We start from the raw sequence: 15,203 nt of genomic DNA on the forward strand, positions 1-15,203 counted from the left end.
TTCAGCCTCCGCTATGTTAGATGGTCTAGATATTTTTATAGCTGAAGTCCGTAATGTCACGATTGGGATAGTTGTTCTTCGTATAAAATAAATTTATTTACTTAAAATCAAATAGCGCAGGAACTTAGCGGAGGAAATACACGGAGACTCCTGCGGGAAGAAGAGCATCGGTGAGACTACGTAGTGCGTCAGCACGGAGGAGGCTCACCAGCTCCCCGCGGAAAGCGTAGTGTATTTCCGTAGTGGAGACAGAGTAGTATTCTGAATTAAAGATATTAGGACTCTATATAAAATGTAAGGTAAAGTCATTTTAAAAAAGCAACAATCTTTTAGAAAAGAACCTTTGTTTTACTGGGGTTTCAGATAATACTGGTGATAGATTACTTAAATAGATAGGAGCGTATAAATCATGGGGAATGAAGAAATGATTCTCGTATTAGACTTTGGCAGTCAATATAATCAGCTAATTACTCGGCGAATCCGAGAATTTGGTGTGTATAGTGAACTGCACTCTCATAAATTAACAGCAGAAGAAATAAAGGAAATGAATCCAAAGGGCATTATTCTTTCCGGTGGTCCTCATAGTGTTTATGATGAGAATAGCTTTCGTTGTGATGAAAAGATTTTTGATTTAGACATTCCAGTACTCGGAATTTGTTATGGCATGCAATTAATGGCACTTCACTTTGATGGGAAGGTAGAAAAGGCAAAAAACCGTGAATATGGAAAAGCACTTATCGATTTAAATAATCAGCCAATTCTTTTCAAAGATACACCAGATAAACAGACAGTATGGATGAGTCATGGGGATAAGGTGACAGCAGAACCGCCAGCTTTTCAAGTGGATGCAACAAGTCCATCTACGCCGATTGCAGCAATGAGCAACCCTTCTGAGAAACTTTACGGGGTGCAGTTTCATCCAGAAGTCCGTCATTCTGAATATGGAAATGATGTATTACGCCACTTTGTTTTTGATGTGTGCGAAAGCAAAGGAGAATGGAGTATTAAGAACTTTATTGAGCAGGAAGTGAAGAATATCCAAGATAAAGTTGGCGATAAGAAAGTATTATGCGCACTCAGCGGTGGTGTGGATTCTTCCGTTGTTGCTGCACTTATCCATAAAGCAATCGGTGACCAGTTGACCTGTATTTTTGTTGATCATGGTTTGCTTCGTAAAAATGAAGCAGATGATGTCATGAAAGTGTTTGCTGACGATTTTCACATGAATATTATTAAAGTCGATGCCAAAGATCGTTTCCTATCTAAGTTAAAAGGAGTCGATGATCCGGAGAAAAAACGGAAGATTATCGGTAATGAGTTTATCTATGTATTTGATGATGAAGCAGATAAACTGAAAGATATGGACTATTTAGCCCAGGGCACACTATACACAGATGTGATTGAAAGTGGTACAGAAACGGCACAAACTATCAAGTCACACCATAATGTTGGCGGACTTCCAGAAGATATGCAATTTGAACTAATAGAACCATTAAATACATTATTTAAAGATGAAGTTCGTGAATTAGGGACTCAATTGGGAATTCCAGATCATATCGTTTGGCGTCAGCCGTTCCCGGGACCAGGCCTTGCGATTCGTGTTCTAGGCGAAGTAACCGATGATAAATTAGAAATTGTTCGTGAATCTGATGCGATTCTACGTGAAGAAATTGCTGCTGCAGGTTTAGACCGTGATATTTGGCAATACTTCACTGTTCTTCCAAACATTAAAAGTGTTGGTGTCATGGGGGATGCACGAACCTATGATTATACGATTGGAATTCGAGCAGTAACATCTATTGATGGAATGACTTCCGACTGGGCACGCATTCCATGGGACGTACTGGAGAAAATTTCTACACGTATTGTAAATGAAGTGGATCATATTAATCGTGTTGTATATGATGTGACAAGTAAGCCACCTGCAACAATTGAGTGGGAATAAGTAATCAAAATCAGTGAGGATAGGAAGCCTCACTGATTTTTTAGTGGAAAAACACAAACGTTAATGTTGTTTTTTATAAAAATATTCGACTTTTATTGACAATGTTAGATGAGGATAGTAATATAGTATTGTAATTTAATAGAAATGCGTATAATTATGGGGATATGGCCCAAGAGTTTCTACCAGACTGCCGTAAATAGTCTGACTACGCAGATATAGTAATAGATTCATAATCGATTACTTTTTCTGCAGTAGCGCTTTTGGAAAAATTCCAAGAGGGCTTTTTATATTTTTAAGGAGGAGAAGTAATGAAAAATTATTTTCAGTTTAAAGAACTGGGGACAAGTTATAAAACAGAATTTACTGCTGGATTGACGACGTTCTTGGCAATGGCTTATATATTATTTGTTAACCCTGCAACACTTGGTGATGCGGGAATGGATGAAGGAGCGGTTTTCGTCGCTACAGCATTGGCTGCTGCGGTTGGTTCCCTGATTATGGGATTACTTGCAAAGTATCCAGTTGTTCTTGCACCAGGTATGGGATTAAATGCTTTCTTCGCATATTCAGTTGTTTTAGGATCAGGAATTCCTTGGGAAACAGCGTTAGCGGGTGTGTTAGCTTCAGGACTTATTTTTATTGTTTTAACCTTAACTGGAATTCGTGAAAAAATTATTAATGCGATTCCATCTAACTTAAAGATGGCGGTTGGTGCTGGTATCGGGTTGTTTATTGCTTTTATTGGATTAACCAATGCCGGTATTGTAGTTGATGATGAGGCAACACTTGTAGCATTAGGAGCTATAACATCTCCAAATGTATTACTTGCTATTTTTGGACTAGCTATTTCTGTTATTCTTTTGACAAAAGGAATCAAAGCAGGTATTTTCTATGGAATGATTGTTACTGCGATTGTTGGGATGTTCTTTGGATTAGTTCCAGTACCACAAGGGATTAACGACATTGTTGGGTCTGTTCCTAGCATAGCGCCAACTTTCGGGCAAGCATTCATGCATTTTGGTGATATCTTTACGATTGAAATGCTCGTTGTTATTTTGACATTTTTATTCGTAGACTTTTTCGATACAGCGGGTACCTTAATGGCCGTTGCATCACAAGCGGGCTTGGTGAAAGATAATAAATTGCCGCGAGCAGGAAAAGCCTTATTCGCTGATTCAGCAGCAACGGTAGTAGGGGCTACGGTTGGTACTTCCACTACTACTTCGTTTGTAGAATCGACTGCAGGTGTTGGTGTTGGTGGGCGAACAGGATTTACCGCAATAGTAGCATCAGGGTTCTTTGTTCTCGCGTTATTCTTCTCACCGTTACTAGGAATTGTGACATCTGCTGTAACTGCACCAGCATTGATTATTGTCGGTGTAATGATGGCAAATCAATTGAAAAATGTAGAATGGGATCAATTTGAAATTGCAGTCCCAGCATTCTTTACCGTACTTATGATGCCATTAACAAACAGTATTGCAACTGGTATTGCTGTAGGATTTATCTTTTACCCAATTACCATGATTGTAAAAGGCCGCGCCAAAGAAATTAACCCAATCATGTATGGATTGTTTGTCATCTTTGTTTTATACTTTATCTTCTTGAACTAATTGATAAAAACTGGAACTTGCTAAAGATAGCAAGTTCCAGTTTTTTTATTTGGGCACAGGGGCGTGCCCACAGGGGCGTGCCAGGCACCCCCCGAAAAAGAGATAGTTCGCAATCACAGTCGTGACGAGGGATACCACATTCGACAAAATCCGGGGCGTGCCAGGCACCACCCGAATAAGAGCTAGTACTCAAACACTGCCGTGACCTGGGGCAAGGCGTTTGACAAAATCCGGGGCGTGCCAATCCGGGGCGTGCCAGGCACCTCCCGAATAAGAGCTAGTACTCAAACACTGCCGTGACTGGGGTAAGGTGTTCGACAAAACCCGGGGCGTGCCAGGCACCACCCGAACAAGAGCTAGTACTCAAACACTGCTGTGACCTGACATAAGGCATTTGACAAAAATCGGGAAGTAACAGGCACCTAGTGTGACGAAAGTCCTGGTTTTTTGTGTGTTTTCTGATAAGATTAAATAGGGGGTTTTTACTATGCGAAGGACATTAACGTGGAGATTGGGATTAATTATTATTGGGGTTATTGTGGCAACCGTTATTATTAATTCCATTACTACATATAACACTGCTTATGATAGCCTTTATCAGGCTGCAGGAGCAGAAGCTTACGGTTGTGCAAATATTACTACTGGACTTTTAAATGAACAAGATATTGAGGATTTGCAGAATGGGAATAGAAGTCATGAGATTGGCAAAAAACTGAACTGGACGATTGATCATAAGAGTATATTTGAGGATCATTATATTCTCAGCTTAGATGGAGAAATTCTAGCACTTGACGATAATCTTAAAGAGCAAGGTTTTGCTATTGGTGACGAGTTTCGTATGGATGAAGAGGCTGTCCAAACTTTAAAAGATAAGAAGCATTCAACATACTCAGAAATATATGAGTTCGGTGGGATGGAGCGGATATCTGGCTATGCGCCGATATTTAAAGATCATGATTCTTCCAAAGAAATTGTTGCAATTAGTGTCATCGACTTTGATGCTGATATTGTAGCAGAGCGTACGTGGGATGTTGTGAAAGAGGGAATTATTATTGGTTTTATTCCTTTATTGATTGCGGCTGTTGTAACGTTATTTTTAATTAGGAAGAAAACAAAACCAATTTCAACGCTTATTGAACGAACTAGAATGATTGCAAATGGTGATATTACTGAAAAGAATATGAACATTAAAAGTAAAGATGAAGTTGGAGATCTGGCCAATAACTTAAATGAGATGTCCGCAAACTTGAGACAAGTCATTACAACCATTAAAGCGACATCGGATGATTTAGTTGAGAATGCTGATTATACGTCTTCCTCCATGAATGAGATGAAGTTAGCCCTTGAGCATGTATCTAGTAATATGGAAGAAGTGGCGGCTGGTACTTCAGATGGTGCAGAGATGACAACAGAGACTTCTGAATCATTAGTTGATCTAGCTAAACTTATTCAGTCATCCAGTGAAAAAGCAGATACTAGTGTGAATAGTGCTGAGTATACAATGGAAGCTGCGAAAAACGGTAAACAAAAGGTAGAAGAAATTGAAGAAAGAATGAAGGCTATTAAAACATCATCAACTGAATCCAAACAAAAAATAGAATACTTAAATGCCTATACTACAGAAATACAAAAAATAACAGAAACAATTACAGGTATTGCAGATCAAACCAATTTACTAGCTCTAAACGCAGCAATAGAAGCGGCAAGAGCTGGTGAACATGGAAAGGGCTTTGCGGTTGTTGCAGATGAAATTAGAAAACTAGCAGAACAGTCAAACAAAGAAGCTTCATCAGTAGGGAAGGTTATTGCAAAAATCACTGCAAATATATCAGAAACCGTAGAAAGCATGGAAGGGAGTCATCAACATGTTGAAGCAGGAGTCCAAACCGTTAATGAAACAGGGGAAGTACTTGAAAATATAAGAAATGCAGTTAGTAATATTGCAGAAGAAATTAGCAGCTTAACCGCATTGATCCATGATGAAGCAAGTACTTCAGAGCAAATCGTTCATCATGTCAAGCAATTAGAAAAGGCCCATGAAAATATGGCCGCAAGTGCGCAAGGTGTATCAGCAGCAACAGAAGAATCGACTGCATCTGCAGAAGAAGTAGCAAATCGTTCTTCTAAATTAGCAGATATAGCTAAGCAATTGAACATGATTGTAAATAAATTTAAATTATAAAAAAAGCCAGGAACTCTTAGGAGGAGGTTCCTGGCTTTATGCTTAATATGCAGAATTTCACAACTTCCAAATGAAAGTGAAACAACCGTTCGACAAACTTCGGGAAGTGCCAGGCACGAGCTGAAAAGTGCCTGTTCTAAATCCCAACCGTGACCTAGGTTTGAGCATTCGACAAAATCCGGGAAGTGCCAGGCACCAATAAGAACCACTCGTGTTTATCCTCTTGCTTTGTTTTGTTTTCCGTATGGGAGTATATGATAAATGGTGAGTAATATGGTTCCGATAGCTGCTAAGCTTCCCATGAGAAGGTATAATGATTCTCCACCAAAGTTATCCATGATAACTCCACCTGTTAGGGATCCGATAATTCCTGATAGACCAAAGAATACAGCGAAGAAAACGAGATGTCCTGTTGCTTGCAGGATCTTTGGAATTAATCGAGTCACATATTCAAAGGCTGCGGTATAAAATACACCAAAGGTTAACCCATGTAAGAATTGCAGTGCAATAATATAAATTGGATCATCTATTGCAGCATAAAGGAACCAACGAAGCGAGAATAGAATTCCTGCAGCAATAATGAAAACTAAGGTATGGAATTTCTTAAACCAGAATCTGGCAAAGGCGAAAATAGCTGCTTCCGCGATTACACCCATAAACCACGCTAAACCAACTAGTCCTTCCGTGCCTCCAAGTTCTGTGATATATAGCCCCATATAACTGTCATTCATTCGGTGACTGGTGGTAATGAACACAACTAATGCCAAGAAGATAAGAAAAGGTTTATTTTTAATAATCATCTCTACATCTTTTAAACGAACAGGTTCTGATTCTACTTTAGCATCCTTCAATTTAATGGTGGCAACCATGGCCATCATCCCAAAGAATAAATAAGGAAACAGCATATACTGAATTCCAACTTGTGCAAGTATTTCCCCGACTACTAAAGAAGAAATCGCAAATCCAATGGAACCCCAAGTGCGAATCGATCCAAAAGCGATATTCAAATCATCTGCACGCCGCTGTGCCAGACTATCCCCAAGTGCGCCAATCGGGGTGGTGAAAAAGTAAAACACAGCTCCCATTAGAATAATCGTGATTAATGTATTCATTTGAAAGAAGAGGGTACTTCCGACAAGAAGTCCGATAACACATATAAATAAGACCCATTTTATGGTCTTAAACTTATCACTCATATATCCCCAAAATGGCTGGGCAAACATAGAAGCAAGCGGTCCAATTGCCAATACCCAACCGATTTGCGTTTGATTTAATTCTTTATATTGTAAATATAATGGTAAAAAACTCAGAATAACGGTATTAGAAGCGTGAAAACTGAATAATAGTGTTTTTAAAGGTAGTAATGATTCACTTCTAGCCAAAATTTTCTCTCCAATCTTAGGTGATTTATCGTTTGCATGTTCCTAAACTATAACATTTTTTTAATTAAATGTGTTTAATTGAGCAAAAAATAAAGGTAGACAACTAGAAAGTAAAATATTAGAATAGAATTAATTTTTTTATTAATTAGAGGAGGGGACCATTTGAAACCTTTCATTGGAGTGACGTCTTCCATGGAGATTGATCAGTCACATTATGCTGTTAATACTAGTAATATTAAGGCGATTATTCGAGCTGGAGGGATGCCTGTCATGCTTCCTTATACGTTGGAGGATGAGGATCTTCATCAATTAGCGAATCAATTAGATGGTTTATATGCTACAGGTGGTTATGATATTGATCCAACTTTGTTTGATGAAGAGCCCCATCCGCAGCTCGGTACCATCATTCCCGCACGTGACCACTTTGAGATAGAATTGATGAAAAGGATGCTGGAATTGGATAAGCCAATTCTAGGTGTCTGCCGTGGCAGTCAAACGTTGAACATTGCTGGTGGAGGAGATATGTATCAGGACATTTATGCACAAATAGATACCGAATTGCTACAACATGCTCAAAAAGCTCCACGCGAACATGCCTCGCATTTTGTTGATGTTCTCGAGAATTCCCTCCTTCATCAATTAACCGGGAAGAGGAGGCTCCGTGTCAACAGTTATCATCATCAAGCAAATCGTGGAGTTACAGAGCCATTCCAAGTTAGTGGCTTAGCTAGTGATGGAATAATTGAAGCAGTAGAAAGTAAGGGTCATAGATTTGTGCTAGGAGTTCAGTGGCATCCGGAGGCAATGGTAGATGAATCCTCACAGAAAATTTATGCAGGGTTTATGAAGGCATGTAAAAAGGATTTGGCTTAAACCATGTAGAAATATATAAATAACTAGTTCTAGCTAAAATGAGGTGTAGGCATGCTTCCAAATAAAATAACAGATCTTTTTAAAATTAAGTATCCAATTATTCAAGCACCAATGGCTGGAGGAATTACAACTGAACAGTTGGTTGCAGCTGTTTCCAATCATGGAGGCTTAGGAATGATTGGTGCTGGTTATATGTCCTCGGAAAGTTTGAAAACGTTAATCAGAGAAGTGAAGAAATCCACAGAACAGCCTTTTGGGGTTAATGTATTTGTCCCAGATGAATTCGAAGTTTCACAACAAGATGTTAATGCAGCTAAACAGACACTACAACCCTATCAGAATGAATTAGATATTCAACAGCCTGAGGTTCAACTACCTAAAGTGACAGATGCTTTTCAAACGTATCATGACCAGATTCAGATTATTATAGACGAAAAGGTTCCTATCTGTTCGTTTACTTTTGGGATCCCGTCTAAAGAAATGATGGAAAAACTAAAGCAGCATGGAGTGACTGTAGTAGGGACAGCAACAACAGTTAAAGAGGCCCAGGAAATTGAAAAATTAGGAATGGACGCTGTCGTTGCACAGGGAAGTGAAGCGGGTGGGCATCGTGGAAATTTCCTAAGTCAGACAGAAAAAAGTCTCATAGGAACGATGTCGCTTGTTCCACAAGTTGCAGATGCAGTAGAAATTCCGGTTATTGCAGCAGGAGGAATAATGGACAGAAGAGGACTAAAAGCTTCGATTTGTCTTGGTGCATTGGGCGTTCAAATGGGTACTGCCTTCCTAACGTGCGTGGAAAGTGGGGTCCATCCATTGCATAAGAAGACACTTCTTCAGTCGACGGAAGAGGAAACAACTTTGACTCGTGCATTTTCTGGAAAATGGGCAAGGGGGATCAATAATCGTTACATTCAGGAAATGAAAAAGAATGAAGAGAAACTTCCAGCCTTTCCTGTGCTAAATGTTCTAACACAACCAATTCGAAAAGCTGCTGCATCACAAAACAAGATCGAATTTATGTCATTATGGTCTGGTCAGAGTCCGAGATTAGCAAAGAAGCAAAATGTACAGGAATTGATCAAACAAATCATTTCAGATCCTGAAATAATAAACTAAGGATTTTTTTCTAAAAGATTTTTGCCTTATGTACCATTATTTTATTTCACATTTAGTATAGAATGTGAATATCTTTAATTCAGAAAAGTGTCGTTCGCAGTTACTTATTGATGAAGTCATGACATTCGCTTTGGCAGAACACTTTGCTTGGATAGATGCTCAGATTTTTTGAGTTTAAGGCTTATAATTACGTATAATACCGTTTTATTCATAAAACCAGCATATTTTTTTATACAGGCAGAGCAGGCAACATAGTGGTGGAAAGACAGGGAGACTCCTTGAAAAAAGATTTCTCACGAAGATGAAGCGTTCCTTTTCCTGAGGAAAAACGTCTAGGTAAAGTTTATATAGAGCGATAGAGTAGGCTCAGCAGCGCACGCGGAAATCGTAGTGTATTTCCGCAGCGGTGTTAAGCACATTACTATGAATTCAGAATATCAACCATTTCAATTAACTGTAACGTTAAATAGCAACAAAATATATGACTCAAGCAAAAATGAAAGATTGTTTTATTTAATTAGACTTCATTTACAACATTTGGTTCTTTCTCCTTAAAGCGTAATCGAAAAGTAGCTGCATCCATATTGGCCACTCTCGGCAATTTTCTTAGAGTGGGATGTAACAGCCAAACAACGGATACGAATAAAATCCCAGATCCAGTTATGGAAAAAATGAATTGTGGAGAGAATACACTAGCTAAATAACCACCAGCCAGTGACCCAATAGGCATGGCTACAACACTCATGCTTCTCGTTATCGAATTTATTCTTCCTAAGAAGTTATTTGGGACAATCGTTTGAATGACGGCTGCAAATAGAACATTGGTTGCACCGACAGGAATCCATGCTAAGCCAAAAAGGATAACTCCAAATAAAGTAGAGGATGAGAACGGACTAACTATCCATAAAATTCCACCGATTGCAAATGCTAGTATAGTAAGTTTGCCCAATGGCAGTTTGCCGAATAAAGAACTGATTAATGCACCAATTAAACTTCCAATAGACAATGCCGCTAGATAGAAACCATACCACTGAGCTCCGCCTTGATAATCGGCATAAGCAGGTAACACTGCCTGGGCAGCTCCAATTGCAAAATTACATAAAACCGAACCTAGTAGAAAGGTGGCAAGTAATGAGTGAAACACTATGGAAAAGCCTTCTTTTAATTCTCTGGTATAGCTTTTTATAACGTCTTTCGCTGTTTTCTTTTGATTGGATTTTTTTATCGCTTGTTTTGGAAATTTAAGTACTGCAAATAGTAAGATAGCAACAGCAAATGTAATGGAGTCGGCAAGAAACAGTGTAATAGCTCCAAATGAAACGATAAGAATCCCAGAAATCGCATTGAAAACTAGATCCACACCTTGATAGGCAAAGGAAAAGAGGGAATTCCCTTTAACTAGATCATCCTTTTTTAGAACAATCGGTAATGCTTTTGTTTGAGCAGGATAGGCGAATTGCTCTATGAATGAAACAATCGGCATAATGATTAACACCAATTGAACAGTTAATACGTCAAAGTAGTAGGTCAATGGAATAAGAAAAATAAGGAAGCATTGTAATAGTTGCGTACTTATCAGTACTTTTTTTATTGGCCAACGATCAACGAAAGGTCCCGTAAGAAATTGTAATGCCATAGGAAGCATAGTTAGAAAACCTGCTAATCCAGAATAAAAGGCATTACCACCCAAATCGTACACTAACCACATAGCAGCAACATAATAAATACTATCGCCAATATTGGTAACTAGCCTACCTAAAAATAAGAAAAGAAAATTGTGATTTCGTACTAGCCATTTCATGATCCATCACTCCGTTTCAAATATTTAATCGGTCGAATAAATTTGACCGTTGTAGAAATAAAAAAGAATCTTACTTGGATTCCTTTTTATCATCAAACTGTTCAAATAAAGGTTCATCAACCTGAAATCCATATGCGGTAATATGATACAGCTTTCCATTTGGATCTTTTTCTGCGGATTTATGTTCCTCTCTAAGTTCCTCCATTAGTTGATGGAATTTTTTAATGAACTTCTTGAAATTTCCTTCCGTTATTGTGATTTCGTAGATAGTACTTAAGTATGGCCATTCACTATAGTCATCCGTTGTATCTTTACTTTGAAAGGCCATATCCGGTGCTGTTAACAGTCGTGTTCGTGATCGGTCCATCATTTGCAACAGCATTGCCTTTGTTGCTTCACTAACCTCTTCCACGTGTGGCATTAAATCGGGAGAGGGTACAAAACCAGTTGCGACAGCGCGGTAGAATTTTTGAACAATCCCGTTTTTTTCCTCGGTTTTAACCACTTTGATCAAACCATTCTTCGCAAGCTCCTTTAAGTGATAATGTATCTTTGCTCTTGATAAATCCAACAGTTCAGCGAGTTGCTGGCCAGTGAACGGCTTTTCAATTAATCGCATCATCATTTTAGCTCGTAATGGGTCACTGATAGCCTTTAATTGGTCATAGGAATCAATGGTCGAGACTTGTTTCATTATTCATCCCTCCGTTATATGTTTTTACTCGGTAAAATTTATTTGACTGTAGTATAGCATAGTTTAGTATCAGGTGTAAACTGAGATGGGGAATTAATATTCCCCACCTCAGCAGTTTATGAGAAGCTTTCGTGAAGGCAATCGTTATTTCTTCCAAACTATTTCAATAAACTCATCGCGTCCAGATTTATCCCGGTCTTCTTTATATTCCTTCTCATTCTTTTTATAAAAATCTTGATGATATTCTTCGGCTGGATAGAAAGTAACGGCTGGGAGAATTTCCGTAACAACAGGTTTAGAAAACTTCCCGCTTTCGTCCAATGCTTTTTTACTTGTTTCTGCTATGGCCTGTTGTTCATCATCATGGTAAAAAATGGCTGTACGGTATTGATCCCCACGATCATGAAATTGTCCGCCAGCATCGGTCGGATCAATTTGCTTCCAGTACAAATCAATTATCGTTTCATAGTTCATAATAGAAGCATCATAAGTAATCTCCACTGCCTCATAATGGCCGGTGGTTCCAGTTTTCACTTGCTCATAGGTTGGATTTTTCACATGACCACCTGTATAACCAGAAATAACACTTTTGACACCGTTCCACTGGTCAAACGGTTTGACCATACACCAAAAACAGCCACCAGCAAATGTTGCCTTTTTTATATTCGCCAAATTGGTTCACTCCTATGTACAAAATCAATCTTTTTATATGGCTCTTTTATGAAGGCTCTTTTCTAAAAGATTGTTGCTTTTTACCTTACATTTTATGAAAATTGTTGATTACTTTAATTCAGAATACAGAAGCGACAGCTACACTATTCTAGTTTCTACCAAATAAAAAAACGAAGCAACAAAATACGAAAGAGTCTTCTAATAATCTATTTTTCTAGGAAAGTAGAATATGAAATTCTTTCTGCAAAAATCGGGCTTTGCTAAGCCTAAGTTTTCTAATAGAATAAAGATACTATAACATATCTTTAAAGCAGGTGAAATAATGGAAGAGCCTTATGTACATATAATTTTTAAAGGAGAAGGGGATAGGGCATCGAGGGAAAAGTTTTGGTTGGAAAAGGTTGGCTTTTCTCAAAAGAATAATGAGGATCATGCTATCTTTGCGTACCCAATTAAACACTATACGTATTGGCAGCAAGAAGAGGTTGATTTTAAGGAAGAAGGCAGTTTAGGAGAGAACTTTTCTGTCTTAGAAATGGACGAGTTCACTGTTTGTATAGGAGATACATTTAGAATGGGAGATGCGGTTATTCAAGTATCCCGACCAGGGAAGGCAAACACGAGTCTGTTGAGGAAAAGTTTGCGTACAGGATGGTATTTTCGAGTGGTCGAAGAGGGGCTAGTAAAAGAAGGGACAGACCTTGAACTATTGGAGCGGCCTTACCCACACTGGTCAGTTGCAGTCTGCAACGAAATAATGTATGTAAATAAATATGATCTGAGAATGGCAGATGAATTGTCAGATTGTGAACTGCTCGCAAGTAACTGGAGAAGAGCATTAAGAAAAAGGGTAAGGGGATTTTAGGTAAGTGGACTGTTTGCAGACCACTTACCTGATTTGGTCTGCAAATATTTTGTAAGGTTCTTTACGTAAAGTTTGTTTCTTTTTGAAGTTTTACAGTTGATAGAAACTGTTGACGAACTTAATTAAGAATAGTGCTTAAATCCGCTACGAAAGCAGACTACTCTTTCCGCGGGCGCTGCTGGGCCTACTCCGTCTGTCGCTCTCCGTATATTATAATCATAACTGTGAGCAAGATGTTTTTCAGAATAAGGAAGTTGTTACAAATGTTTTTTTATTTCTGTTAAGACAGCCGTAGCTAGATGGTTTGTATCTTTAAAATCTCTTGAATCAATGGGTGCAGAGTAATGAACAGAAACTTTGGCTGGTGTGTTCTTACCTTTCATTTCGATCAATTGATAAGAATCTTTTAAGGTTACAGGGATGACTTTGACTCCAGATTTCATCGCTATTCGCAAACTGCCTGATTTAAAATCACCCATGTCAGGCCCCTTACTTCTAGTTCCTTCTGGAAAAATGGCAATGGAGTTACCTGATTTTAAACCTTGAATAGCCTGATTAATAGCCTTTAGGGAACTACGAGCATTATCTCTGTCGATAAATACGCATCCTCGTTCCTTCATCCAATAACCCAACAAGGGGATTTTCTCCATTTCCTTTTTCGCAACAAATGCCATCGTTTGGGGTGCTGTTGAATATAAAATAGGGATGTCCATATTACCTTGATGATTACTTACATATAAAACAGGTTCATTTAGCGGAATATTTCCTTGCCCTGTAACTGTAAGATCAGCACCGGAAATTTTAATTAAATTATTCGTACATTTTAAAATAATCTTATCCATTAGTTCCAGTTTTTCTTTGTTCTTACCAGATCTATTTAACTTATTAATGGTAAATGATTTATTAGCTTTACTTAAAATATAACCCCACATATATCCTTGAAATAATAGAGTTCGCATATGATTTCCTCTTTTCCATCGTGTTGATTGCAATATGATTATAAAGGAAATGAACAAGTGAAAGAAGTTACAAATGTCATTTGTTTCTTTTGGATATACATTTAATCTAGGGAATCGATTGAAAAATAATCATAAAGAAAGTAAGTGGACAAACACAACCTGTGCTTGTCCACTGAATATTACTAGTCTAATAGTTCTTTTGCCTTTGAACTAATTTTATACCGTTCATCTTTCACGGTTACGAATTCCAAATCTTCCATTTCCCTTAAGCTGCTACGAACCTTAAAAAGTGGAGCACCCATTTGTTTGGAAATCTCCTGAGGCGTTAAAGCATCGCTCTCTATAGCGTGAAGCAGCTTTTTAGCGGAGTTGCTTAACTCTCCTTGAGCATTAACACACGCCATTATACTCCCTCCTATAATTTCTTTTTACAAAGATACCAATCGGTACATTCCAGACTATCATCTTTCATTCGCTCTTCAGCTAACTCTGTAGTTGATGGGGTAGGTATTATGACTTCATCGCCATCCTCCCAATTAGCTGGTGTTGCAATGTGATGCTCATCTGATTTTTGCAAGGCCTTTACTAACCGCAATATTTCCTGCATATTCCTTCCTGTAGATTGTGGATAATATATAATAGAACGTACCACTTGTTTGTCGTCAATGACAAACACGGCACGAGCTGTTTCTGTATTGCTTTCTTCTGGCATCATCATTCCATAAGCTTCGGCTACTTCTTTGTTTAGATCTGCAATGATAGGAAACGCTATTTCTACTCCAAACTTTTCCTTAATATTTCGTACCCATGCAATGTGTGAGCTTACACTATCAACGCTTAGTCCTAATAACTCCGTATTCAGTTCACGTAAATCATCATAAATGTTTTGAAAACCCATAAATTCCGTTGTACAAACTGGAGTGAAATCAGCTGGGTGTGAAAATAGAACAAGCCAGCCATCTTCATAGTCCGATAATCTCAGAGTTCCGTGTGTAGTAACTGCTTCAAATTGTGGTGCTTTCGAACCTATTCTTGGTAATGTTTTGATTTCTTCCGTTCTTTCTTTTACACGAATATCGCTCATCTCAACGGCCTCCT

13 protein-coding genes and 1 riboswitch are annotated in these 15,203 nt (G+C 38.3%); of the genes, 6 read left to right on the forward strand and 7 right to left on the reverse strand.

Features of this window, described 5'->3' with window-relative positions; all coding sequences use genetic code 11:
* The first annotated feature begins 409 nt into the window (after nucleotides 1–409).
* The 3 genes from guaA to D8M06_RS06635 all read left to right on the forward strand — a co-directional run bounded on the left by guaA (nucleotide 410) and on the right by D8M06_RS06635 (nucleotide 5,740).
* A complete protein-coding gene (gene guaA, locus D8M06_RS06625) occupies nucleotides 410–1,945 on the forward strand; it encodes a glutamine-hydrolyzing GMP synthase (RefSeq protein ID WP_121203624.1) in 1,536 nt (511 codons plus the stop codon).
* 126 nt (nucleotides 1,946–2,071) lie between these two features.
* Nucleotides 2,072–2,173: riboswitch (purine riboswitch) on the forward strand.
* Between the two features lie 80 nt (nucleotides 2,174–2,253).
* Nucleotides 2,254–3,558 (forward strand): NCS2 family permease, encoded by a 1,305-nt coding sequence (locus D8M06_RS06630; protein ID WP_121203625.1) that lies wholly within the window; start codon nucleotides 2,254–2,256, stop codon nucleotides 3,556–3,558.
* Nucleotides 3,559–4,045: 487 nt separating this feature from the next.
* Nucleotides 4,046–5,740: a methyl-accepting chemotaxis protein gene (locus D8M06_RS06635; RefSeq protein WP_121203626.1), complete on the forward strand. Its 1,695-nt coding sequence runs from the start codon at nucleotides 4,046–4,048 to the stop codon at nucleotides 5,738–5,740.
* Nucleotides 5,741–5,955: 215 nt separating this feature from the next.
* On the opposite strand, the gene D8M06_RS06640 is transcribed toward D8M06_RS06635, so the two are convergent.
* A complete protein-coding gene (locus D8M06_RS06640) occupies nucleotides 5,956–7,122 on the reverse strand; it encodes an MFS transporter (RefSeq protein ID WP_121203627.1) in 1,167 nt (388 codons plus the stop codon).
* Between the two features lie 162 nt (nucleotides 7,123–7,284).
* On the opposite strand from D8M06_RS06640, the gene D8M06_RS06645 reads away from it, so the two are divergent.
* On the forward strand, nucleotides 7,285–7,995 hold the full coding sequence (locus tag D8M06_RS06645) for a gamma-glutamyl-gamma-aminobutyrate hydrolase family protein (protein WP_121203628.1): 711 nt from the start codon (nucleotides 7,285–7,287) through the stop codon (nucleotides 7,993–7,995).
* Between the two features lie 51 nt (nucleotides 7,996–8,046).
* Complete coding sequence (locus D8M06_RS06650) at nucleotides 8,047–9,114, forward strand: NAD(P)H-dependent flavin oxidoreductase (protein WP_121203629.1); 1,068 nt, start codon at nucleotides 8,047–8,049, stop codon at nucleotides 9,112–9,114.
* A 517-nt stretch (nucleotides 9,115–9,631) separates the two neighbouring features.
* Here the strand turns inward: D8M06_RS06650 and D8M06_RS06655 are convergent.
* From D8M06_RS06655 to msrA, 3 genes are all read right to left on the reverse strand, one after another.
* On the reverse strand, nucleotides 9,632–10,915 hold the full coding sequence (locus D8M06_RS06655; protein ID WP_121203630.1) for an MFS transporter: 1,284 nt from the start codon (nucleotides 10,913–10,915) through the stop codon (nucleotides 9,632–9,634).
* 70 nt (nucleotides 10,916–10,985) lie between these two features.
* Nucleotides 10,986–11,609 carry an ArsR/SmtB family transcription factor gene (locus tag D8M06_RS06660; RefSeq protein WP_121203631.1) on the reverse strand — a complete coding sequence of 208 codons (624 nt, stop codon included), beginning with the start codon at nucleotides 11,607–11,609 and terminating at the stop codon, nucleotides 10,986–10,988.
* 144 nt (nucleotides 11,610–11,753) lie between these two features.
* Nucleotides 11,754–12,281, reverse strand: a complete 528-nt coding sequence (msrA, locus tag D8M06_RS06665; RefSeq protein ID WP_121203632.1) for a peptide-methionine (S)-S-oxide reductase MsrA — start codon at nucleotides 12,279–12,281, stop codon at nucleotides 11,754–11,756.
* Nucleotides 12,282–12,603: 322 nt separating this feature from the next.
* Between msrA and D8M06_RS06670 the strand changes: the two genes are divergently transcribed.
* Entirely contained in the window at nucleotides 12,604–13,146 is a 543-nt protein-coding gene (locus tag D8M06_RS06670; RefSeq protein ID WP_121203633.1) for an MOSC domain-containing protein, read from the forward strand.
* 257 nt (nucleotides 13,147–13,403) lie between these two features.
* Here D8M06_RS06670 and D8M06_RS06675 read toward each other — a convergent pair whose 3' ends face one another.
* The 3 genes from D8M06_RS06675 to D8M06_RS06685 form a co-directional block, all read right to left on the reverse strand.
* Nucleotides 13,404–14,105 carry a lysophospholipid acyltransferase family protein gene (locus D8M06_RS06675; RefSeq protein WP_121203634.1) on the reverse strand — a complete coding sequence of 234 codons (702 nt, stop codon included), beginning with the start codon at nucleotides 14,103–14,105 and terminating at the stop codon, nucleotides 13,404–13,406.
* A gap of 182 nt (nucleotides 14,106–14,287) precedes the next feature.
* Nucleotides 14,288–14,509: a hypothetical protein gene (locus D8M06_RS06680; protein ID WP_121203635.1), complete on the reverse strand. Its 222-nt coding sequence runs from the start codon at nucleotides 14,507–14,509 to the stop codon at nucleotides 14,288–14,290.
* A gap of 11 nt (nucleotides 14,510–14,520) precedes the next feature.
* On the reverse strand, nucleotides 14,521–15,189 hold the full coding sequence (locus D8M06_RS06685) for a peroxiredoxin (protein WP_121203636.1): 669 nt from the start codon (nucleotides 15,187–15,189) through the stop codon (nucleotides 14,521–14,523).
* Between the last annotated feature and the right edge of the window lie 14 nt (nucleotides 15,190–15,203).

Source organism: Oceanobacillus halophilus (assembly GCF_003628505.1).
In the GTDB taxonomy this organism is placed as follows: Bacteria; Bacillota; Bacilli; order Bacillales; family Amphibacillaceae; genus Oceanobacillus; species Oceanobacillus halophilus.

Coding starts and splice junctions, on each gene's coding strand:
- guaA (WP_121203624.1), top strand. CDS start 410: ATGGGGAATGAAGAAATGATTCTCGTATTAGACTTTGGCAGTCAATAT.
- D8M06_RS06630 (WP_121203625.1), top strand. CDS start 2,254: ATGAAAAATTATTTTCAGTTTAAAGAACTGGGGACAAGTTATAAAACA.
- D8M06_RS06635 (WP_121203626.1), top strand. CDS start 4,046: ATGCGAAGGACATTAACGTGGAGATTGGGATTAATTATTATTGGGGTT.
- D8M06_RS06650 (WP_121203629.1), top strand. CDS start 8,047: ATGCTTCCAAATAAAATAACAGATCTTTTTAAAATTAAGTATCCAATT.
- D8M06_RS06655 (WP_121203630.1), bottom strand. CDS start 10,915: ATGAAATGGCTAGTACGAAATCACAATTTTCTTTTCTTATTTTTAGGT.
- D8M06_RS06660 (WP_121203631.1), bottom strand. CDS start 11,609: ATGAAACAAGTCTCGACCATTGATTCCTATGACCAATTAAAGGCTATC.
- D8M06_RS06670 (WP_121203633.1), top strand. CDS start 12,604: ATGGAAGAGCCTTATGTACATATAATTTTTAAAGGAGAAGGGGATAGG.
- D8M06_RS06675 (WP_121203634.1), bottom strand. CDS start 14,105: ATGCGAACTCTATTATTTCAAGGATATATGTGGGGTTATATTTTAAGT.
- D8M06_RS06680 (WP_121203635.1), bottom strand. CDS start 14,509: ATGGCGTGTGTTAATGCTCAAGGAGAGTTAAGCAACTCCGCTAAAAAG.
- D8M06_RS06685 (WP_121203636.1), bottom strand. CDS start 15,189: ATGAGCGATATTCGTGTAAAAGAAAGAACGGAAGAAATCAAAACATTA.